21 protein-coding genes are annotated in these 22,401 nt (G+C 58.3%); 19 read left to right on the forward strand and 2 right to left on the reverse strand.

Annotated features, from left to right (window positions below; genetic code table 11):
- Positions 1 to 217: 217 nt before the first annotated feature.
- Genes NE562_RS05190 through NE562_RS05200 form a run of 3 tightly spaced genes read left to right on the forward strand, consistent with a single transcriptional unit; the run spans position 218 to position 2,987 of the window.
- On the forward strand, positions 218 to 949 hold the full coding sequence (locus NE562_RS05190) for a hypothetical protein (protein WP_280961338.1): 732 nt from the start codon (positions 218 to 220) through the stop codon (positions 947 to 949).
- Positions 950 to 951: 2 nt separating this feature from the next.
- Complete coding sequence (locus tag NE562_RS05195) at positions 952 to 1,503, forward strand: FumA C-terminus/TtdB family hydratase beta subunit (protein ID WP_280961339.1); 552 nt, start codon at positions 952 to 954, stop codon at positions 1,501 to 1,503.
- A gap of 50 nt (positions 1,504 to 1,553) precedes the next feature.
- A complete protein-coding gene (locus tag NE562_RS05200; protein ID WP_280961340.1) occupies positions 1,554 to 2,987 on the forward strand; it encodes a 4Fe-4S dicluster domain-containing protein in 1,434 nt (477 codons plus the stop codon).
- Positions 2,988 to 3,054: 67 nt separating this feature from the next.
- On the opposite strand, the gene NE562_RS05205 is transcribed toward NE562_RS05200, so the two are convergent.
- Positions 3,055 to 3,831 (reverse strand): sulfite exporter TauE/SafE family protein, encoded by a 777-nt coding sequence (locus NE562_RS05205; protein WP_280961341.1) that lies wholly within the window; start codon positions 3,829 to 3,831, stop codon positions 3,055 to 3,057.
- Between the two features lie 258 nt (positions 3,832 to 4,089).
- Here NE562_RS05205 and NE562_RS05210 point away from each other — a divergent pair, with 258 nt between their 5' ends.
- From NE562_RS05210 to NE562_RS05250, 9 genes are all read left to right on the forward strand, one after another.
- Positions 4,090 to 5,817, forward strand: a complete 1,728-nt coding sequence (locus NE562_RS05210; RefSeq protein WP_280961342.1) for a sensor histidine kinase — start codon at positions 4,090 to 4,092, stop codon at positions 5,815 to 5,817.
- The gene (locus NE562_RS05215) at positions 5,814 to 7,268 is read left to right on the forward strand and encodes a response regulator transcription factor (protein WP_280961343.1); all 1,455 of its coding nucleotides are present in this window, start codon (positions 5,814 to 5,816) and stop codon (positions 7,266 to 7,268) included. The genes NE562_RS05210 and NE562_RS05215 overlap by 4 nt, the downstream gene beginning before the upstream one ends.
- A gap of 231 nt (positions 7,269 to 7,499) precedes the next feature.
- Entirely contained in the window at positions 7,500 to 8,609 is a 1,110-nt protein-coding gene (locus NE562_RS05220) for an ABC transporter substrate-binding protein (protein WP_280961344.1), read from the forward strand.
- A 108-nt stretch (positions 8,610 to 8,717) separates the two neighbouring features.
- On the forward strand, positions 8,718 to 9,506 hold the full coding sequence (locus NE562_RS05225; RefSeq protein ID WP_280961345.1) for an ABC transporter permease: 789 nt from the start codon (positions 8,718 to 8,720) through the stop codon (positions 9,504 to 9,506).
- A gap of 1 nt (position 9,507) precedes the next feature.
- The gene (locus tag NE562_RS05230; protein ID WP_280961346.1) at positions 9,508 to 10,293 is read left to right on the forward strand and encodes an ABC transporter permease; all 786 of its coding nucleotides are present in this window, start codon (positions 9,508 to 9,510) and stop codon (positions 10,291 to 10,293) included.
- The gene (locus NE562_RS05235; protein ID WP_280961347.1) at positions 10,294 to 11,052 is read left to right on the forward strand and encodes an ABC transporter ATP-binding protein; all 759 of its coding nucleotides are present in this window, start codon (positions 10,294 to 10,296) and stop codon (positions 11,050 to 11,052) included. It begins immediately after the preceding gene.
- Positions 11,053 to 11,067: 15 nt separating this feature from the next.
- Entirely contained in the window at positions 11,068 to 11,817 is a 750-nt protein-coding gene (locus tag NE562_RS05240; protein WP_280961348.1) for an ABC transporter ATP-binding protein, read from the forward strand.
- A 16-nt stretch (positions 11,818 to 11,833) separates the two neighbouring features.
- The gene (locus tag NE562_RS05245; protein WP_280961349.1) at positions 11,834 to 13,363 is read left to right on the forward strand and encodes a sulfatase; all 1,530 of its coding nucleotides are present in this window, start codon (positions 11,834 to 11,836) and stop codon (positions 13,361 to 13,363) included.
- Between the two features lie 2 nt (positions 13,364 to 13,365).
- Positions 13,366 to 14,889 carry a sulfatase gene (locus tag NE562_RS05250; protein WP_280961350.1) on the forward strand — a complete coding sequence of 508 codons (1,524 nt, stop codon included), beginning with the start codon at positions 13,366 to 13,368 and terminating at the stop codon, positions 14,887 to 14,889.
- Positions 14,890 to 14,978: 89 nt separating this feature from the next.
- Here the strand turns inward: NE562_RS05250 and NE562_RS05255 are convergent, their stop codons facing one another.
- Complete coding sequence (locus NE562_RS05255; RefSeq protein WP_280961351.1) at positions 14,979 to 16,118, reverse strand: anaerobic sulfatase maturase; 1,140 nt, start codon at positions 16,116 to 16,118, stop codon at positions 14,979 to 14,981.
- 148 nt (positions 16,119 to 16,266) lie between these two features.
- Between NE562_RS05255 and NE562_RS05260 the strand changes: the two genes are divergently transcribed.
- From NE562_RS05260 to NE562_RS05290, 7 genes are all read left to right on the forward strand, one after another.
- A complete protein-coding gene (locus tag NE562_RS05260) occupies positions 16,267 to 17,130 on the forward strand; it encodes a polysaccharide deacetylase family protein (RefSeq protein WP_280961352.1) in 864 nt (287 codons plus the stop codon).
- Positions 17,131 to 17,135: 5 nt separating this feature from the next.
- Positions 17,136 to 17,399 (forward strand): PRC-barrel domain-containing protein, encoded by a 264-nt coding sequence (locus NE562_RS05265; RefSeq protein WP_280961353.1) that lies wholly within the window; start codon positions 17,136 to 17,138, stop codon positions 17,397 to 17,399.
- Positions 17,400 to 17,662: 263 nt separating this feature from the next.
- Positions 17,663 to 18,472, forward strand: a complete 810-nt coding sequence (locus NE562_RS05270; protein WP_280961419.1) for a sugar phosphate isomerase/epimerase family protein — start codon at positions 17,663 to 17,665, stop codon at positions 18,470 to 18,472.
- A 78-nt stretch (positions 18,473 to 18,550) separates the two neighbouring features.
- Complete coding sequence (locus NE562_RS05275) at positions 18,551 to 19,477, forward strand: sugar phosphate isomerase/epimerase family protein (RefSeq protein ID WP_280961354.1); 927 nt, start codon at positions 18,551 to 18,553, stop codon at positions 19,475 to 19,477.
- 27 nt (positions 19,478 to 19,504) lie between these two features.
- Complete coding sequence (locus NE562_RS05280) at positions 19,505 to 20,425, forward strand: sugar phosphate isomerase/epimerase family protein (RefSeq protein WP_280961355.1); 921 nt, start codon at positions 19,505 to 19,507, stop codon at positions 20,423 to 20,425.
- Entirely contained in the window at positions 20,422 to 21,186 is a 765-nt protein-coding gene (locus tag NE562_RS05285; RefSeq protein ID WP_280961356.1) for an N-acyl homoserine lactonase family protein, read from the forward strand. Before NE562_RS05280 ends, NE562_RS05285 begins: the two co-directional genes overlap by 4 nt.
- A gap of 185 nt (positions 21,187 to 21,371) precedes the next feature.
- Positions 21,372 to 22,397 (forward strand): zinc-dependent alcohol dehydrogenase, encoded by a 1,026-nt coding sequence (locus tag NE562_RS05290; protein WP_280961357.1) that lies wholly within the window; start codon positions 21,372 to 21,374, stop codon positions 22,395 to 22,397.
- Positions 22,398 to 22,401: the final 4 nt, after the last annotated feature.

Raw genomic sequence — 22,401 nt, forward strand, 5'->3', positions numbered from 1 at the left:
TTAGCACAGTTTACCGTCAAATGCAAGGGCGTGACCGTGATCGCGGCGCGAAAAACGCGTTTTATTTTAATAGGAAGAAAGGACGCATTTTGGGGGGCTGCGAAAACGCGCGATAAAGTTTGCCAACTCTCTCTTTGGTATTGCTATTCGGGAAGGACTTTGTTATACTATTAACATAGACAGAAGCGCGCCCGCGTGGCGATGGAGGATATACGGAATGGACGAACAGGCAAAGGGCTTTCGCAGCGCTGCGTTCGGCGGTTTTCGCCGCGAGGATGTGCTGCACTACATAGAAGAGATGGACCGGCAATACCACGAGCAGACGGACAGCTTGCAGCGCGCGCTGACCGAATCGCAAACAGCGCTTGCCGAACTGCGCGAGCAGAACGATCAGCTGATCGCGAAAAACGCGGAGCTGTTGGAGCGCCTTGGCGAAATGACGCTCGACACCGACAAGATTCGCCTGAAGCTCGACGAGATCGAAAGCGGTTTCACCCTGCAAACGGCGGAAATCGAAGCGCAGAGCGCCCGCGCCGCCTCCCTTGCGGAGGATAACGACCGCCTGACCGAGGAAAACGCCCGGCTTTCGGAAAAGTGCGGGGAATACGCGGCCTCCAAGGACAAAATCGCCGAAATGGAGCTGTCCGCTTACCGGCGCGCCAAGCAGATTGAAGAGGACGCAAAAAACGAGCTGGCCAAGCTGCGCCGCCAATCGATGGAAATGATCGAAACGGTCAAGCGCCAGCTCGACACGGCGAAGGAAAACTATAAGGTTGTGCTTTCGCGCAGTCAGGCGGAATCCGCCGAGATGGTGCGCAAGGCGGGCGAGGTGCTCGGCGAGATCGACCGCATCAGCGGTACGCTGAGCAAATCCGTTCTGCCGGCGGAGCCGAAAAACCGTATTGTTCGCGATATGCTCAGCGGCATCAAGCCCAAAACGGAGGGATAACCATGGCGCATTACGATTTACATACCGACCAGCTAAAAGATATGGCTCCCCGTCTGCGGGCGGGCGACACGGTCAGCCTGACGGGCATCGTGTACACCGCGCGCGACGCCGCGCATAAAAAGATCGTCGCCGCGATGGACGCGGGCGAAAAGCTGCCCTTTGATCTAAACGGCGCGGCCATATACTACGCCGGTCCCACACCGGCAAAACCCGGTCAGGTGATCGGCTCGATCGGGCCGACGACCTCGGGCCGCATGGACCCGTTCGCGCCGCGCCTTCTGGACGCGGGGCTTGCCTGCATGATCGGCAAGGGCGTGAGAAGCAAGGCCGTGGAAGAAGCCATGGCGCGATGCGGCGCGGTGTATATGGTCGCGATCGGCGGCGCGGGCGCCGCTAAGGCGGCCAGCATCAAAAACGTGGAAGTGATCGCCTATGACGAGCTGGGCTGCGAGTCGGTCAAACGGCTCACGGTGGAAAATTTCAGCGCCATCGTTTCGCAGGACTGCATGGGCGGCAACCTATACCGCGAAGGCATGGAGAAATACAAAAGATAAGGCCCAAGGATATAAGGATATAAGGATATCGGGACTGGAGGAACACTACTGTGCGTAATTTTGAAACCGATGTACAATTTTTGAAATACCGCGTGCTCAAAGAGGTCGCCGGCCGTGCGTACGACGGCAACCTGATGGAGAGCTACTACGAGATTCCCAAGATCATTTCGCCCGGCCCCAAGGCGACCATGCGCTGCTGTATCTACAAGGAGCGCGCGATCGCGCAGGAGCGCGTGCGTTTGGCGATGGGCGGCGACCGCCGCAACCCGAACGTGGTCGAGGTCATCCCGATCGCGTGCGACGAATGCCCGGTCGAGCGCTATCAGGTCAGCGAATCGTGCCGCGGCTGTATTTCGCAGCGCTGCATTAAAAACTGTCCCAAGCATGCCATTACCAAATCCAAAAGCGGCAAGGCCATTATCGATCCTGATATGTGCATTGAATGCGGCAGATGCGCCAAGGTCTGTCCCTATGGCGCGATCACCGAGCATGTGCGCCCGTGCGAACGCTCGTGCAAGGTCGGCGCGATCCGCATGAACGAGGAGAAAAAAGCCGAGATTAATATCGATAAGTGTATCGCGTGCGGCGCGTGCGTCTATCAGTGCCCGTTTGGCGCGATTATGGATAAATCCTTTATGGTCGATGCGATCAACATCATCCGCAACGCGCGCGACGGTGAAAACTATCGCACGGTCGCGATCGTCGCGCCCGCGCTGGCCGCGCAGTTTGAGGATTGCAGTCTCGGTCAGGTGGTAACCGGGATTCAGGCGCTTGGCATCGACTATGTCGTGGAAGCCGCCATGGGTGCCGACATGGTTGCCGATAAGGAGACCGACGAGCTGGCTGAAAAGGGCTTTTTAACTTCGAGCTGCTGCCCTGCGTTTGTTTCTTACATACAAAAGCAGGTGCCCGAGATGAGCGACAAGATCTCGCATAACCTATCGCCCATGGCCGAGATCGGCCGCTATGTGAAGATCAACGGCGAAATGCCGGTCAAGACCATCTTTATCGGCCCGTGCACGGCCAAAAAGGCCGAACGCCAGAAGCCGACGGTCGACCTGTGGATCGACTGCGTGCTCACCTTTGAGGAACTGCAAGCCATGCTGGACGCGCGCGAGATCGAACTGAACCAGCTCGATGAAACCCCGCTGGCGGACGCTTCCCCTTGGGGCCGCATCTTTGGCCGCTCGGGCGGCCTGACCGAGGCCGTGCTGCAAGCGGTCAAGGAAAAGAAGCTGGATTTCGATGTTAAGGCCGAGGTGTGCAACGGTATCGAGGAATGCAAGCTGGCGCTATTAAAGGCCAAGGCCGGCAAGCTGGATAAGAACTTTATCGAGGGCATGGCCTGCGTCGGCGGCTGCGTCGGCGGCGCGTGCAGCCTAAACCACGAACCGAAAAGCCGCGTGAAGGTGGACCAGTACGGCAAAAAAGCCGAAAAACAGGAAATTAAAACCGCGATCGAAGAATACAAGGTACAAGTTTAAAAAGCAGATCAAAATGCCCCTTTCGGATTTTCCGAAAGGGGCATTTTGCATGCGGAAAACGGACCGGTTACAGATTGCGTACGATGTTGCATAGGCAAGCCGCCAAAACGAGCAGTTGTACGGCGTTGAACGCACGCTCCACAGTCTTTTCGGAAAGCTGTTTATTCAGCCGCGCGCCCAGCCATCCGCCCGCGACCGCGCCCGCAACCATAACGGGCAGCATGCTCAGATCGAAGGGAGCAAAGCCAGTTGTCAACAAAACGGTGGCGAGCTTGGAAATTTGCGCAAACAGGATCGTGATGATCGAGCATACGGTAGCCGTTTTGGTGCTGAGGGAAAAAAGAAAAATGAGCAGCGCCACGTTGATCGGTCCGCCGCCTATGCCGAGAAAAGAGGAGAAAAAACCAAGCAGCACCCCGACGAGCGAGGAGGGCAGAAGTCCGCTTACCTGTAAGGTGGGCAGATTGTTTTTGTGCAGCATATAGAGAAAAACCACGCCGATCAAAATACTCAGGCAAATGTTTTGCGTGACCACGACCGCGTGGTTGTCCCCCAGCAGGGTGATCAGCGCTTTGAGGATGCGCTCGCCCACCGTGCCGCCGATCACCGAACCGATTGCTAGCGGCAACGCGATAGCGCCCGGCACCGGCGTTTTCTGGCGTAGCTGCTTGGCGATGGATACGATCGACATCGCAAACACGGTGATGGAGGATAACACACCGATCGTCGCCGCGTTATAGCCGCCAAGCAGATCGAGCGCGGGCTTGATGATCACGCCGCCACCCATGCCGGTCAGCGCGCCGACCGTGGTCGCGCAAATCGCGATGAGAAAATACACCGTCACTATATCCGTCCTCTTTCCCAGAACCCGCCGAACAGGCAAGGATTTTTACTCATTATATCGGGAATAAACGACGGAGAATGTTGTTGATTTGTGATTTATTATCAATATTTTGTTTTTTTAACGCAGTTATTTATTCAAGTTGCATTCGTGATGATAGGATGGTAGAATGAAAAAAATGAAGCGCGAGAATTGACGAATTATGGGAGCGTAGCAGATATGGGATTGGCGGCCGAGCGTGACAACAGAAAACCGCCCAAAATGAAGATACTGATATTTCGACGTGTCTTTGTGTACAATATTCTGATTTTGCTGGGCGCGTTGTGTCTGGTGCTGGTCTTGACCTTCCGCTTCGTGTTGGAGGAACGCGGCAACGCGCGGGTCGATCTGTTGCAGCAGATCAGCGAGATCAATATCAGTAACCGCCGCACCATGATCCGTGTCATGAGCCATATCTATGAGGAAATCGAGCCTTATTTTGTATTCCGGTCAGCACCGGCGGATCTGCCCGAGAACGAGGTGAACGATCTGCTTGGCGAAATACAGAAGCAGGCCGCCACCTTTGGCTGCGATTACACGATCGACGTGGTGCTCAACGATAAACGGGTGTACTCCTCGTACGCGCATTCCGACGCATGGCTGAAAAGCATGATGCAATCCTACTGGTATATCAAGCATTTCAGCGGAGAAAGCGTGACCTCTTGGAACCTGCGCGTGCAGGATGCGAAGAATCTGGACAGCTACAGCCTGTGCTACGCGCACACGCTGTATGATGGGCAGGGCGCGCCGATCGGCGTAATCCTGCTGGGCTCGTCGCCGTCGTCGCTGTTCCGCACCTATCAAAAGCTGCTGGATGGCGGCAGCACGATTTACATACTGGATGAAAACGGGATCGTCATCAGCCATTCCAACTCAAGTATGATCGGCGTGTGGCTGTACACGGTGGAAGCGTTCACAAGGCAATATAAGCTTGGCTCGTATACGCTGACCAAAAAAGCCGGGCGGGCGCTGATGGTGTCGAGCTACCGCGACCCGGACAGCGGTTGGATCTTTGTGGAAGAACAGCCGGTCGGCGAGTTTTTTCTTTCATACAGCCGGATCATTCTGATCACGCTGCTTGTCGTTATGGCGGCCTTTCTACTTTCCATTCTGCAAAGCTATTGGTCAATCCGGCGGATTTCGCGCCCGCTGATCGAATGCGCAAGGCATATGGCGCTGATCCGAGGCGACCAGTTCGCCTTGATGCCGGTGCAGCGCCAATACCGCGAGGTCGAGGTGCTGAGCACGGGCTATAACGCGATGCTGACACGCATCCGCAACCTAATCGGCAGCATCAAGGCGGAGGAGGATGAAAAGCGCCGCATTGAATTTGCCTTTTTGCAGGCGCAGATCAACCCGCATTTTTTGCGCAATACGCTGATGAACGTGAAGGGATTGATCGTTACGGGGCAAAGAGCGCGGGCGCTGGAAATGCTCTCCGCGTTTATGGATATGCTGAATATTCCCATCAAGGCCGATCTGCATGGACACAGCCTGCATGATGAGATCGAATATGTGCGCCGCTATCTCACGCTGATGGAATGCCGCTATGGGCGGGAATTCCACTGTTCGGCCTATATTGAAGAAGGTCTGGAACAGTTCATGATTCCGCCGCTGATCCTGCAGCCGCTGATCGAGAACGCCATCTTTCACGGGCTGGCCGTGCTGGATGAGACGGAGGGGGCGATCGTGCTTACCGCCTGCCGCTCTGGGGGCAACATCGTGCTTTCCGTGGAGGATAACGGCGGCGGCATGCCGCCCGGCCAGCTCCGGCATATTTGGGAACCGGAGGAAGGCCGCCGGCGGTCGATCAACAGCATCGGCCTGAAAAACGTGCTCAGCCGGGTCAAATATGTGTTTGGCGAACGTTCGCATATCGATATCGAAAGCGAGGAGGGTAAAGGCACGACCGTTCGCATCGTGATCGTGCGGGAGGAGGATAAACCGTGAAAATTCTGATCGTCGACGATGAATTGCCGATCAAAGACTATATTGCGTACTGCATCCGCGAATCAGGCGCGGCGTGCGAAGCGGTGGTCAGCGCGTCGTCCGGGGCAGCCGCGCTGCGGCTGCTGGAGCAGCAGGCGGCCGATCTGGTGCTCACCGATATCACCATGCCGCGCATGGACGGGCTGGAGCTTTTGGCACAGATCCGCGCGCGTTGGCCACAGACCGATGTGGTCATGCTGACCTGCCACGATGATTTTGCGTTTGCCCGCAGCGCCATGCAGCAGGGCGCCGCCGATTATATTTTAAAAAGCGAGATAGAACCCGATACCATGCGCGCCCTGCTGGAACGGGTCGCGGAAAAGCGGCTGCGCGAACATCCGGAACAGATCGTGACGCGGCGGCTGTCGTTCGGGCGGTATCTGGATCAGGCGCTGAGCGATCCGGCCGTCGATCTGCTGGATCGTGAAACCGTGCGCGCCTATCTGCTCAGCTATAAACTGGGCGATTATTTTGTTTGCCTGTTCCGTTACAATAAATCCATGCTGGACGGTCTGGCCAAAATGCGTTTTCCGTGGATTCGCTGGCAATGGACGCTGCCGCTCGAGGACGGCGATATCTTTGTGCTGGCCGATCTGGCGCGGGGCATGAGCGGCAGCGAACAACAGCGGCGGCTCGCTGAATTTTGCGCGGCGCTGCGCGCCTGCGCAGAGGAGCCGGTGGGGGCCAGCGGCATCTATCATGACGAGACCGGACTCAAACGCGCCTTGCTCGATGCAAGGCGCAACCTATCGCGTGATTTTTACCGAGGGACCGTGGAACCGCCCCAAAATCCCATTGATAATGAAACGGCGCTCAAGCAAATGTTCGTATTCCGCAACAATGCGATCAACGCGTTGGCCGGGCGGGATTGGACAAGCTTTCGCGAACAGACGGAAGGTTTATTCGCTTTTGCGTGCGAGCGGCAGGTGCCCGCCGAACGGCTGAAACGGGTGCTGTGCTTTATCGCGGAAATGGCGGCGGAGAGCGCGCAGGCGACGACCGTGCTGCTGGCTAAAATCGTCGGCGCGGCGCATCTGGAGGAATTACAGCAGATGTTCGGCGAGTTCGCGGAAAAGCTGGAGCAAAACGACAGGCGGTATTCGGAAAACATCGAATCGGCCCTAAGCTATATCCGGCAGCACTTTCGATACAATATCACGCTGCAAGACGCGGCCAAGGCGGCTTTTCTCAATACGGAGTATTTCAGCCGCCGTTTTAAAAAAGAGGTGGGCGTAAACTTTTCCGAATACCTGCTCACGCTGCGCATGCAAGAGGCGCAGCGGCTTTTGCGGACGACAAAGCTGCGCGTCAGCGAAATCGCCGAACAGGTCGGCATTCCCAACGTCAGCTATTTTACATCGGTATATAAAAAGCAGTTTGGCGGCACACCGGCGGAAAGTCGCAAGCACTGAGCAAAAGCATGGCCGTATTGTGTGCAATATGACCATGCTTTTGCTTTCTTTATTGGAGAAGTTGACGGAGAGGCATGATCGGAAGTCAACAGGTTGAAAAAACAGGTCAAGATTTTCTGGGGCGGACCGTTCAGAAATCCGGCATAATGACAGCATCGGGAACCCCCTTGCGGCGAACGGACCCGCCGGGGACTAAGAAGAAGTATCAAGAGAAAGAAAGGCAGTGACACGATGAAAAAGAATATGGGAAAGCGGCTGCTCAGCGTCATGATGGCTTCCGCGATGATGATGGGCGTTTTATCCGGCTGTGGGGACAGCGCTGATGCGCCTTCCGGGGATACCGCGGGCGCGGGCGGCGCCAGCAGTAAGCCGCTGGTGGTGGGCGTTCAGTCCTCCATCATTTCGTTGCCTACCGTTTACGCCAAAGAAAAAGGATATTTTGACGATTTGGGGCTCGATGTGGAGCTGGTGATCTTCCCGAACGGCTCTCCGGAAAATGAAGGGCTCGCGGCGGAGCAGCTCGATATCGCGTCCAACGGGCTGGCTTCGGTGTTCTCCATGGCCTCCGGTCTGTGCGCATGGGTCGGTGAGACCGATACGATCGGCGACAGCACGTGGCTGTTCGCGCGGCCGGACAACGCGGTGTTTGCGCATCAGGGCGAAATCGCCGAGCACCCCGATATGTACGGCAGCGCCGATACCTTGAAGGGCCAGCAGATCTTAGGGCCGACCAGCACCATCCAGCAGCACATGGCGGCGGCTTACATGAATCAGTTCGGCCTGACCGCGGGCAAGGATTATGAATTCCTGAACATGGACAACTCGGCCGCCGCGCAGGCTTTTCTTGCGGGCGAGGGCGATATGATCGGCGTTTCAGATTTTTCCTTTGTCGAGCAGATGGAAAAGGCGGGCATGAAAAAGGTAGCCAGCTATCAGGATGCGACCGGCGGCGAATTCCTCAACGGTATTCTGGCGCGGTACGACGTGCTGGAGGAGCGCCGCGCGGATGTCGTGCTGTTCCTAAAGGGCATGTACAAGGCGGCGGAAGAGCTGCAGAGCAATCCGGATGTGCGCAAGGAATTTGCTTACAATTTCTATAACGACAACGGCAAGACAACCTCGGAAGAGGCGCTGGATCAGGAGATCGCTTCCCGCACCTATGTTACGCCCAGCTACATGCAGGCGGATGATTACGTGCTGGGATACGGCATGGTAGGCACCGGCGAGTTCTTTGCTTCCATCGGTACGATCGAGGAATCGCAGGTGGACAATGTCAAAAACGCGATCGACGGCAGCCTGATCAAGGACGCGTTGGATATCGAGGTAAAAACCGCAGGTTAAATAGAATCCATTTGCCCCGGGCTTACGGCAAAAAAGGGGGCCCATGAAAATGGGCCCCTTTTATCATTCTGTCATACCGGCAGGCAAAGCTTGAAACGGAGGAAAAGTATGAAAACCGGAAAGTGGAAAAACAATCGGTATCTGCTGCTCAGCATTCTTTCCATTGCGGCGGGTATCTTTGCGTGGTGGCTGGTCACGGCCGGATTGGGACTGGTCAGATCGAACATCCTGCCTTCGCCGGACACCATCGTCCGCACCTTTATCAAAAAACTGTACGATCCCAACCCGGAGGGCGGCACCCTGTTCGTGCACCTGCTGTCCAGCCTGAAGGTAGCGCTGTCGGGCTATGGGCTGGGCGTGATCCTCGGCATTCCGCTGGGCATTATCATGGCGTGGTATCCCCGCATTGAAATGACGGTGCGGCCGGTGTTCGATCTGGTCCGGACGGTGCCGGGCGTCGCTTGGATCCCTGTCATGGTATCGCTCGCCGGCATCGGCCTGCTGAGCAAGGCGCTGGTTATTTTTATCTCCGCCATGGTCGCCACGGTCATCAACAGCTATTCCGGCATCAAGCAGACCAAGGAGGTGCACCTGTGGGTCGGCCAGACCTTCGGCGCGTCCAACTGGGAGCTGCTGACACAGATCGCCATCCCCTCGGCGCTGCCCATGATCATGACCGGCTGCAAGATCGCCCTTGGCTCGGCTTGGACGACGCTGGTCGCGGCGGAGCTGCTCGCTTCGACCAAGGGCATCGGTTATATGATTCAGCAGGCGCGCGGCATTTACCGGCTGGATATCGTGATCGTCGGCATGATTGTGATCGGCCTGACCGGCGCGGCGCTGACCGGCGTGATCACGTTGATCGAAAAGCGCGTGCTGAAGGGAGGAAAATACTGATATGACGGCATTCTGGAATAAAAACGGCCGCAAGGTAGCCTATGGCGCGGGCGGCCTGCTGCTGTTCGGCCTGATTTGGTTCTTGGCGACGAACGGCACCGAGCTGGGCAAGATCCTGCCCGACCCGGTGACGGTGCTGCAAAAGTTTTTCGCCTCCTTTGTCGAGCCGATCGGTACCAAGACCATGGTCTTTCATATTCTGACCAGCCTTCGCCGCATGCTGCTGCCGTATCTGGTGGCCTGCGCGGCGGGGATACTGCTGGGCGTTATTATGGGCTGGTACAAGCCGCTCGAAGCGATCGTAAAGCCCTATATCGAGCTGATACGGCCCATCCCGCCGATCGCGTGGATCCCGCTGTCGATCGCGTGGTTCGGCTTTGCGGAGATGAGCAAGTATTTTCTGATCTTTCTGGCCTGCTTTCCGACCATTACCATTAATACTTATTCGGGCGTGCGCTCGGTCGATGAAACCATCGTGCGCGCGGCCAAGATGCTGGGCGCAAAGGACCGGCAGCTGTTCACTACGATCGTCATGCCCTCCACCGTGCCGTATATTTTCGCCGGTCTTCAGGTGGCCATCGGCAGCAGCTGGGCCACCATCGTCGCGGCTGAAATGATCCGCTCCTCGGAAGGCGTGGGCTGGCTCATCATCAGCGGACAGGAGACCAGCAACATGCCGCAGGTGCTGGTCGGCATCGTGGCCATCGCGCTGACCGGTCTGGTGCTGGTATCGATCATGCGGCAGCTGGAAGCCCGGCTTTGCGCCTGGAATGAGAGGGGACAGTAAATGGAACAGAACATTTTGATCCACTGCGACCATGTGAGCAAGCAGTTTGACACGCCGGAAGGCGTATTCAAGGTCATCGAAGATCTGGATATTCAGGTGCGTGAAAACGAATTTCTCGTGCTGTTCGGACCCGGACAGTGCGGCAAGTCGACCATTCTGAACACCATCGCCGGTTTTGAACAGGTGACGGAGGGGCAGATTACGGTAAACGGCGAAAAGGTGACAAAGCCCGGCCCGGAACGCGGCATGGTATTTCAAACAACGGCGCTGTTTCCATGGCTCAAGGTCATGGGCAATGTGGAATACGGCCCGCGTATGCGCGGCGTGCGCAAGGAGGAGCGCCGCCGCCGCGCGCAGCACTATATCGATCTGGTCGGCTTGCAGGGCTTTGAAAACGCTTATCCGATCAAGCTGTCCGGCGGCATGAAGCAGCGCGTCGGCATCGCGCGCGCTTATTGCAACGAGCCGCTTGTGATGCTGATGGACGAGCCCTTCGGCCATCTGGACGCGCAGACGCGCTACCTGATGCAAGAGGAGCTGACCCGCATTTGGCAGCAGGAAAAGCGCACGGTCATCTTTGTGACGAACAATATTGAAGAGGCAGTTTATCTGGCCGACCGTATTCTGGTGCTGCGCAACTGCCCGACCGGCGTGAAGGCGGCGTATGAGATCGACCTGCCGCGTCCGCGCAGCTATACCGACCCGGCGTTTTTGCGCCTGCGGCGTGAGATTAACGACGTGGTCGACCATACGCTGTAAGAAGGAGGGGACGAAATGCAAGAGAAAAAAGAAGCAAAGGTCAAGGTGATCGGCCTGACCAAGAAATTCGGCGACCTCCTTGTGCTGGACAACCTGAATTTTGAGGTGCGGGAGGGCGAGTTTCTGTGTATCGTCGGCCCGACGGGCTGCGGCAAGACCACCTTTTTGAACACCCTGACCAAGCTGTATGTGCCGACCGCCGGTGAGATTCTGGTGAACGGCATTCCGGTCGATCCCAAAACGCAGAATATTTCGTACATATTCCAAGAGTATTCGGCCTATCCTTGGCTGACGGTCAAGGAGAACGTCATGTGGGGGCTGAAAATCAAGAAGGTGCCCGCAAAGGAAGCCGAGGAGAGCGCGATGGAGATGCTCGACATCGTCGGCCTGACCAAATTTCAGGACTACTATCCGGGTCAAATCTCGGTCTCCATGCTGCAACGCGTGGTGATCGCGCGCGCCTTTGCCACGCGCCCTGAGCTGCTCCTGATGGACGAGCCGTACGGCCAGCTGGATATCGACCTGCGGTTCCGTTTGGAGGACGAGCTTTTAAAACTGTGGGAGCGCACGGGGACGACGGTTTTGTTTATCACGCATAATATTGAGGAAGCCGTTTACCTTGGCCAGAATATCATGGTGCTGACCAATAAGCCGACCTCGATCAAGACCGTGATACAAAATCCGCTGCCTCTGCCGCGCGACGTGATGGCGCAGGACTTTGTCGAGCTGCGCGAACATGTGACCGATCTGATCAAATGGTGGTAACAAAGGAGGAAGCCGCGTGAAAACGATCTTTATTCTCTGCGATACGCTCAACCGCCGCATGCTTTCGGCCTACGGCGGGGACGATCCGGCCATGACGCCCAATATCGACCGGCTGGCCCGCCGGTCGGTCGTGTTTGACAGCCACTGGTGCGGCTCCGCGCCTTGCATGCCCGCCCGCCGCGACATCATGACAGGGCGGCTGAATTTTCTGGAAAAGCCTTGGGGCGCAATGGAGCCGTTCGATCAGTCGCTGCAAAGCGTGCTGAGCGCGGAAAAGAACATACACACCCAAATGTTTTCCGACCATGCGCATTACGTCATTCCCGGCGGCGAGAACTATACCAAGGGCTTTACCGCGTGGGAGGTCAACCGCGGGCAGGAGGGCGACCCTGTTTGGACGCGCCCGTGTGAAAGCGGCATCCGGCCGGATACGCCGCCCGCGGGTTTCAAGGGCACGTGGTCGGAGGCGGAGCGCGAAAACCGCTCCCGCTTCCGCACCGAGTATGATTATCCGAGTGTTAAAACCATGTGGCACGCCGCCGAATGGCTGGAGGACAACCATGGGGCGGATAACTTTTTCCTATGGGTAGAAGCGTTCGACCCGCACGAGCCATACGATTGCCCGAAATATTATCTGGATCTGTACGAGAAGGAGGGGGACTATGATGGGCCGGACTACACGCACCCCTCCTATGCGCCCAATGAGTTCACGCCGGAGGAGACCGCGCATTTGCGCCGCCGCTGCAAGGCGCTGACCACGATGACCGACCGGCACCTCGGTGAGATACTCGACGTGCTCGACCGGCACGATCTGTGGAAGGACACCATGGTCGTGCTGACAACCGATCACGGCTATCATTTGGGCGAGCACGGCTTCATGGCCAAAAACTATATGGCGCCCTATAACGAGGTGTTTCACATCCCGCTGCTGATCGCGGCGCCGGGCGTGTCGCCCGGCCGGTGCGGCGCGGTGACGCAAAATATCGACGTGATGCCCACGGTGATGGAGTACTTCGGCATTTCAGGGCAGACGCTGCAATACCCGCTGCATGGCCGCAGCTTGCTGCCGCTGCTGCGTCGACAGGCCGAAGCCGTGCGGGACGGCGCGCTGTACGGCTATTTCGGCAAGCAGGTCGCGTGGACGGACGGAAAATATACCTATTTCCGCGCCGCAAAGGATAAGCAAAATCAGCCCCTATACGTATACACCGCCATGCCGACCGTGCTGCGGCAGACCTACGGCGCGAACGACGCGGTTCAGGTTGCGGATTACGGCAGGATCGAAATGGGGCGTTTCTTATCATGGACGGATTACCCGGTCTACCGTTTCCCGGCGGATATCATCCATTGGGGCAACGCTTCGCAGGAATTTGTCGGCCGCTCGCCGTATAATGAGCAAACGCTATTGTTCGATATCGAAGCGGATTATGCGCAGGAACGTCCCGTCAAGGACGCGTCGCTGGAGGCTGAAATGGCGCAAAAGCTGCGCGCCTGTCTGGCCGCGCACGACGCGCCGCCCGAACAATATGAACGGCTGGGGCTGTAACGATGCCGAAAAACATTTTGCTGCTGATGACCGACCAGCAGCGCGCGGACTACGTCGGTTATGCGCCGGGCGGCAAAGCAGTCATGCCGAACCTCGACCGGATTGCGCGCGAGGGCGGCTGGTTCTCCGGCTGCCAGACGGTAAACCCGATCTGCACGCCCGCGCGCACTTCGCTGATTACCGGGCGGTACAGCCGTCAGATCGGCACGCTGACCATGTCGGGCGATCTGTTCCCCCAGATCCCCACGGTGATGCAGGCGCTGCAAAAGGCGGGCTATGTGACGTATGGGATCGGAAAATTCCACTATACGCAAACGCACCCGTGGAACACGCCGCGCGGCATGGGCATGCCGCTTTATGCGATGCGGGAACAGATGAAGGCGTACGGGTATGACTTTGTATGGGAAACGGGCGGCAAGCAGCAGCTGGATAAATGCTATGACCACTATGCCAAATACTTGGATGATAAGGGCTTATTGGACGCGGTGCGCGATTTTATGACCGCGTGCGGCGGCGCCAACGGCGATACCGCCGACCACAATTACGACAAGGCGCTGCCTTGGGCGTTTGAGGAAGCGGATTATGTGGACGTGGTGACCGGCCGCGTCGCGGCCGAGCGGCTGCGCGAGCACGACCCAGCCAAACCGTTTTTTATGAAGGCGTCCTTTTGCGGGCCGCATAAGCCCTACGAAGCGCCGCAGCGGTACCTCGACCTATTTCCCATACAGCGGGAGGACGATTTTCTTCTGCCCGATGGGCAGTCGCTGACCGGCGCGCAGAAGGAAGCGCTGTGGAGACAGCGCCGCGCGGCGCGGGCGATGCTCCGGCTGATCGACGATCAGATCGGTATGCTGCTGGCCATATTGGAGGAGCGGGATATGCTGGAGGATACGCTCCTCCTGTTTACCTCGGACCACGGCGATATGCTGGGCGACCACTTCATGCTGCAAAAGGGCGTGCCGTGGAGGCAAGCGCTGAACGTCCCGCTGGCGATCCGCTTGCCGGGCGCAGCGCCTATGGGCGAGAACACAGCGCCGGTGGAGCTGAGCGATCTCGCGGCGACGATGCTCGACTACGCGGGCCTTGCGCCCACACAGGCGCTCAGCCGAAGCTGGCCCGCCTATAACGATATCATCCCGAGCCGCTCGCTGCTGCCGGTTTTGCGCGGTGAAACAAACGCGGTGCGCGCGTTCGCTTTTTCCGAATGTGATTTTACCGAGGAACGCGCGCCCGGCGTGACGGCTGAAGCGGTGATGCGCAGCCGAGGCGGGCGCGGCCGCTCAAACGCGTGGCAGTGTATTACCACCCATGGAAGCAAATATATCAAGTATCTGGGTTACCGGCTGGGCGAAGCGCCTGCCGAAGAGTTTTACGATCTGCTGCTCGACCCGGACGAAACGATAAACCGTATCGCGGACCCCGCGTATCGCGCGCCGGTCGACGAGGCGCGGCAGCGCCTGCAATACATGGTCGACCACTATCCGCCCGCGCAAAAAACGTGGGCCGAAGGTTTCTTACCCTGTTAAGCTTACCTCTTCTTCTTCTTTTTCTTTCTATTCGGGCAAAGCCCCGGCGGACCAAACGGTCCGCCGGGGCTTTGCGGGTTTTCGCACGCTTAACGCGGGGCGTTCGCGGCGCGCTGGGCAAGCACGCGGCGGGCCGCGTCCATAAATTCGGTTTCACGGGCGGAGAAAAAGGCGCGTATGGCGTCGCAGTAAAAATTTAGCGGCGCGCCGCCATCGGCCGGCGCGACACGGTCCCGGCGGCAGCCGTTGCGGCAAAGCGCGCCCCAGCGGCATGCACGGCACTGTTCTGGAATGGGGTGGGACGCGTTAAGAAAACGCCGGGCCGTTTCACAGGCGGCGAGCTCGGCCAGCGGACGCTCGCCCAGCGTGCCCAGCCGCCACTCGTCATATACATAGAAATCGCACGGATAAACGCCGCCGTCGCCCTCCACCACGAATTGGATGCTGCACTTGCCGCACATGGTGCATACCTCGGGCGCTTCGCCCAGCGCGAGCAGCAGCCAGTTATCCAAATGGCGGATGCTGACATAGTCGCCGCGCAGCAGATCGGCGTACCACAGATCAAAAATACGGATCAGGAAATGACCGTACTCCTTGACGGATAGATGGTAGGGTTCGCTGCCGCGCTCCCGCTCGAGCGGCTCCAAGCAGGGAATAAACTGTAAGTACCGAAAGCCTTGCTTGCGATAAAAACGGTAGATTTTTTCGATCGCCCGCGCGTTGCCGCCGGTGACGACGCAAAGCACATTATAATCCACCCCGTGCTGCTTGAGCAGCCGGGCGGCGCGCATGACGCGGCTCCATGTGCCCTTGCCCTCCGCGTCGATACGGTTGCGGTCGTGGATTTCCGCCGGGCCGTCCAGCGAAAGGCCGACAAGAAAATGCTCGTCATGCAGGAATTTCACCCATTCCTCGTCGATCGCCAATCCGTTAGTCTGCAAAGCGTTGGAAACGGCAAGCCCTGGCCTTGCATACTTTTTTTGAAGCTTGACCGCCTTTTGATAAAATGGCAGACCGGCAAGCGTGGGTTCGCCGCCTTGAAACGCAAAGGAACACAAGCCGTCGGCATATGCCATACCGCTTTGGATCAGGTGCTCGAGCGCTTCGTCCGACAGCATGCCTTCAAACGCGGTGTCTCTCGCGCTGGCGATCGCGTGATAAAAGCAGTACTTGCACCGCATGTTGCACGCGGAGGAGCTGGGCTTGGCCAGCAAATTGACCGGAGGCATAGAAGCACCCGCCTTTCCAATATCCTATTATGATCATTATAAACGAAAACGCGCCTTGCCACAAGCGCGGGGTTTGTCAGCCAGTCATAAAACCGCGCGGCCATGGCATATCCTTTGGCAGAGGATGTATTTCCAAGGGGGTATTGTTTTGGAACTCGGTTATCGGCGCGTAATCACGCAAGCGATATGCGCGGTGCTTATTCTGTGCGGGCTGATCGGCGCGGGCAGACTGTGGGATGGCCGCGCGCAAATGGCGTTTGGAGAAGCGGATGGGGTGCGCCTGCCGATCCTGATGTATCACAGTATATTAAAGGACGGCGCGCGGCAGGGCAAATATGTGCTGCATCCGGATGCGCTGGCGTCCGATCTGGACTATTTGAAAAAAGAGGGCTATGAGACCATCACTGTGAACGATCTGCTCGCCTATGTGGGGGAGGGAACGCCGCTGCCCGACAAGCCGGTCATGATCACCTTTGACGATGGGTATTATAACAACTATGTCTATGCCTATCCGCTGTTGCAGGAGCGCGGCATGCGCGCGGTGGTTTCGATCATCGGCAGCCAGACCGCGCTGTATACGGAGAACGGACAGGAAAACGCCTATTGGTCCCATCTGAAGCTGACGCACCTCGGTGAGATGGACGATGTGTTTGAGGTGCAGAACCACTCTTGGAATTTGCACGAATACGGCGAGCGGCGCGGCTGTTTGCGCCGCCGCGGCGAGGATCAGGTGGGTTACGCCAGCTTTCTGCGGCAGGATACCGAGGCGACCCAGCAACTGCTGATCGAGGCCGGACTGCCCGAACCGACCTGCTATACCTATCCCTTTGGCGCGTGTTCGGACGAGAGCGAGAAGGTCCTAAAGGATATGGGCTTTCAGTGCACGCTGGGCTGCGAGGAACGGGTGAACACCGTGACGCGGGACCCGGATTGCCTTTACGAAATGGGCCGCTTCAACCGCCCGGCCGGCGTGAGCACGGATACCTTTATGGAAAAGCTGAAAAAGGAGTGAGCGGAATGGAGTGTATGCGGTTTTCCGAGCTGCACTGCCGCGAAGTGATTAACTTGTGCGACGGCGCGCGGCTGGGCGAGGTTTGCGACCTGATCTTTGACCCCGCGTGCGGCAGCATCACCGCGATCGTCGTGCCCGGACGCGGCGGGCTGCTCAGCATGTTCAGCAGGGAAGACTGCGTGATCCCCTGGAACTGCATCGAAACCATGGGCGAGGATTATATCCTTGTCCGCTGGCGCGAAGGCCCGCCGCCGCGGCCGAGACATTAAAACCGATGGATAGCGCAGGGCGCGAAGCCGCGATAAGCGGTCTTCGCGCCCTTTTTATACCTGTAAAAAACTGCACAAAAACAGTGAAAAAGGGGGAGCATACCGTAATAATAGACAAGTTTCGGCACCTGAAACACAGCAATCCTACAAAAAGCGGGAAAAAGAAAAATAACTGTTGCCAAACAGAAATATCGGTGATATATTACAAATATAGAACAGATATAAATATAACGCAACACACAAATAAAGGAGGAATTGCATTGATGAGACCGGCACTGAATGGCGCGACAGCGATGAAATACCCGCTGGAAACCGAGATACCCGCGGCTGCCGCCGCCGGCTTTGAGGGGCTCGAGCTGTGGTGGGACAAGGTAGTGTCCTTTATGGAAGCGCACACGGCAAAGGAACTGAAAACGCTTTTGGAGGAAAACCGGATCAAAGCGATCGGCATTTGCCCGTTTGCGTTTTCTCCGTTCCGGGAGACCGCGCAGTGCCGGGCCGATATCGCGCGCGGCCTAGAGATCGCTTCCGTGATCGGCTGCGATATGCTGACCATTTGTCCCTACGGCAGGCCGATCGAGATGAGCAAGGAAAAGGCGCGGCAGGCCTACGCCGAGGAGCTGCGCGTGCTGACCGCGATGGCGGCGGAGCACGGCGTGCGTCTGGCGATCGAACCGATCAGCGGCCACACGCTGATTCCCGGCCCGCTGGAAACGCTCGACCTGATCGGGCGGGCGGGCAATCCCGATAACCTTGGCACGCTGGTCGATACCTTTCACTATTCGCGCACGGGCGTGGATGTGGAAACGGTGCGCGAGATCCCGCTGGACAAGCTGTTCATCGTCCATGTGAACGACAGCGAGGCGGGCGAGGGCGAAAGTCTGGCCGATCCGGACCGCCTATATCCGACCGAAGGCGTACTCGACCTCGCGGGCTATATGGAGAACCTGCGCGCGACCGGCTACGACGGCTACCTGTCGGTCGAGGTGTTCCGCCGCTCTTATTGGGAAGAGCCGATCGAGACCATATGCGACAGAGCGATGAAGAGCTACAAGGCCATTTGCGCGCTGTAAAAAAGGAAAAACCGCCGGGCGAGGCACCGGCGCTATAAAAAAGGAGGAAATGTCATGTTCTTAGGAGGCACTACCTGGGTGTTCAGATGGACGCCGCCATACGAGGGAGCCATCGATCAGATTGCCATGCTCGGCTGGAAGGGCGTGGAGTTGACCGTGTGGAGCGAAGAAGCCATGCAATACTACACCCCGGAAAAGAACAGAGAGCTGCGCCGCCAGATCGCGGACCGCGGCATGGAGCTGACCGGCGTGTTCTTCGGGATGAGCGGTTCGTCCGACGCGGAGGCCGCCAAACGCGACGAGTTTGTGGAATTTTTCAAGCGCGCGACCGATATCGGCAATCAGCTCGGTTCGCCCAAGATGATCATCTGCGCGCCCCCACCGTTTGAATTTGCCTACCCCAAGGAAATGGGCCGCCCGAATATCCAGACCTTCTCGCTTGATATCCCCAAGGGGCTGGACTTTGACCGCAACTATGAAGACTTCATCTGCTCGGTCCGCAAGCTGGCGGATGTGTGCGAGGAACTGGACAACCGTCTGGCCTTCGAGCCGCATCCCCACCGCTACATGAAGAACGCCGATTCCATGCTGCGCATTCTGGAGCATGTCGGCTCCGACCGGGTCGGCATGAACATCGATCCCAGCCACCTGTTCCCGATGGGCGAAATGCCCGATCAGGTCGCGTACCGGTTGGTGGGCCATGTGTTCGGCGTGCATGTTTCGGATAACGACGGCCTGACCAACGGCCATTGGCGGCCGGGCAAGGGCAAGATCGACTGGAACGCGTTCTTCCGCGCGCTGAAGGCCATCGGCTATGACGGCAACATCACCGTGGAGCTGGAGGACGTGCCCGGCGCGGCCGGTCTGCCGTCCAGCCCGTTCGAGCCGGTTGACCCGCTGGCCAAGCCCGCCAACGCCGATCCCGTGCGTATTGCGAAGGAGTACAAGCTGACCGAGCAGTTCTTAAAGCAGATCTGCCGGGAAGAGGGCCTGACGCTCGTATAACTACTGAATAATTTAGGAGGAGATAACATGGTCTATTCGGCTGCCGTATGGGCGTTTGACTGGGCGCCCCCTTATGAAAACGCGATCGCATCGATCGCAAAAACCGGATGCAAGGGCGTGGAACTGCGCATTCGCACCCGCGAAGAGCTTGCACAGTATTATACCGACGAACGCGTGAGCGCGCTGAAAGCGCAGCTTGCACAAACCGGACTGGCGCTGACCGCGCTGAACGTAACGCCGCAGGGCGCTTCCAGCGTGGATAAGAGCGAGCGGGAACAGGCTGTCCGCGATTTTCGCCGGGCGGCGGACATTGCCGAAGCGCTCGGCGCCAAGCTCATCACGGTCGCGGCGTCCTATCCGTTCGATGTGGAGATCATCGACGAGCACTACAAGCCCAGCATGCAGGTCTGGGAGGTAAAGCTGCCGGACAATCCCGATTTTGCACAAAACTACGAGGATTATCTCGATACGCTGCATCAGTTCGCCGCCGTCTGCCGCGAAAAGGGCATGAAGCTGGCGATCGAGAACCAGCCCACCTCTTGGGCGCGCAATACGGACGCCGTGCTGCGCCTGCTTGAAAAGCTGGGCGAGGACAATGTGGGCGTGACCTATGATGTGGCCAATCTGACGATGGTGGGCGAGCTGGCTGAAATTTTTGCTTACCGCGTCAACAAACATATTTTCAATGTGCAGCTGGCCGATAACCACGGCCTGAGCAACGTGCACTGGCGGCCGGGCAAGGGCAAGAACGATTTCAACGCTCTCATGCGCGCGCTGGCCGACGTGGGCTACGACGGCCCCTATTGTCTGGAACTGGGCGACGCCAAGGGCGCGGCCCGCAATCCGGCGGCTTGGTATGAGCCGTTCGGCGATCACGACACGCTGGTACATGAGCATGAGCTCGCGATCGCGGAGATGGAGCGCGTGTGTCGGGAGGAAGGTGTATGAATTACACCATCCGTCCGCTGAACACGGGACACCAGTATCTGGATAAGGGCGACTACGCCACCTTCCGGAACGGCCACGGGACCATTCTCGATTTGCCGGTGTTCGCATTCCTGATCGAAGGCGGCGGAAAAAAATATCTGGTCGATACCGGCATGGCGGACACCGAGCGTTCGGTGAAATACCATCATGACGGCTTGCAGGAGGAGGGACGGGCGATCGACGCGCTGCTCGCGGCGGAAGGCATCGCGCCCCGCGACATCGACGCGATCCTGTTCACGCATCTGCACTGGGACCATTGCTCCAATCTGGAGAAGTTCCCGGACGCCGCGCTGTACGCCAGCCGGATCGAATATGAGTTTGCGAACGACCCGCTGCCCTTCTACTGGGCTTCCTACGAATACCCGGCGGCGACCGGGCTGACGCCGCCCTTCGCGGGCCGGACGTTCACGCTGCTGGACGGCGAGACCGAGGTGTTCGAGGGCATCCGCATGATCCCCACGCCGGGGCATTCCCCGGGACACATGGCGGTATCCGTGCAGACGGAAAACGGCGTTTACTATCTGGTGGGCGACCTGATGTTCCTCCGGGACAATATGCGTCCGGAGCCGCAAAAGGGCTGGCCGATCACGCCGCCCGGCCGTTTTTGCAACATGATCGATTTGTGGCACAGCATCGAACTGGTGATGGAGCGCGCGGAGGATACCGACCATGTGCTGATGACGCACGATACCTATCATCTTGGCGTTGCGCAATACCCCTAAACTTACCTGTTTTTCATTCTCTTTCTCATTCTTCTCTGCCCATTTGGGGCAAACTCTCCCACACCGGCGCTTTGGCCGGGGCGGCGCAAACCGCCCCGGCCGGAGTGGGCCGCGAAACTTAGAAAACAATGGCTTTCAGCCAATCAAATATCGATTCACCCACGGGATAAATGGAGGAGTGCATTATGAAGGGCCTAGTCATCAACGCGGATCGTTCGATCGAATGGATCGATGTTTCCGAGCCCCAGCTCAAGCCCGGCCACGTAATCTTGGATGTCGCCGGCTGCGGCATCTGCGGATCGGACATGCACGTGGTGCGCGGCGCGGAAAGCACTTGGCGCTTTCCGATCTTGTTCGGCCATGAGTTTGCCGGTACGATCGCCGAAATGGCGGACGACGTGACCGGCTTTCAGGTGGGCGACGCGGTCACGGTGGAGACCATGACCTATTGCGGCAAGTGCGATATGTGCGAGCAGGGCCGCTTTAATCTCTGTCCGAACGCCGAGCTGTACGGCGCGGAGCTGCCGGGCGGCTTTGCCGCAAGGGTTTCGGTGGACGCGCGTTACCTGATCCGCGTGCCTAAGGGCGTTTCCGCGCTGGAGGCCGCGATCTCCGAGCCGCTCGCGACCGTGATTCACGGCTTTAACCGCCTGCGGCAGAAAACGTTCCAAAACGTGGTGATCTTCGGCGCAGGCGCGATCGGCCTGCTGGCCGCGTCCATTGCGATTTCCCGCTCCAAGAACGTCGCCGTGGTGGATGTGGTGCCCGGCCGCCTGCAAACGGCAAAGGAGATCGGCGCGACGATCACGGTCGATTCCCGCACGGCGGACGTCGAGGCGGCGGTGATGGAAATGACCGGCGGCAAAAAGGTCGATCTTTGCGTCGACTGCGCGGGCATTTCGGCGGTGCGCGAACAGGCGTTCCGCGTGATCAGCCCGGGCGCCGAGCTGCTGTTTATCGCCATGGGTCATGATTTTACCGAAGTGAATTTCCGCCAGCTGGTGAGCCGCGAGCTGACCGCGTACGGCTGTCAGTGCCATTACATGTCCGACTTTGAGCAGGCGCTGGAAGCGCTGCGGGACGGCGTGGTGCGGTTTGACAAGCTGGTGACGACATATCCGCTTTCGGAGGGCCGCGCGGTGTTCGAGGCTGTGCGCGGCGGCGAGGACAAGGGCATCAAGGTGGTGCTGGTACCCGAGAAAGGGGTGTAGGGAT

It is taken from the genome of Butyricicoccus faecihominis (assembly GCF_024462775.1).
Classification (GTDB): Bacteria; Bacillota; Clostridia; order Oscillospirales; family Butyricicoccaceae; genus Agathobaculum; species Agathobaculum faecihominis_A.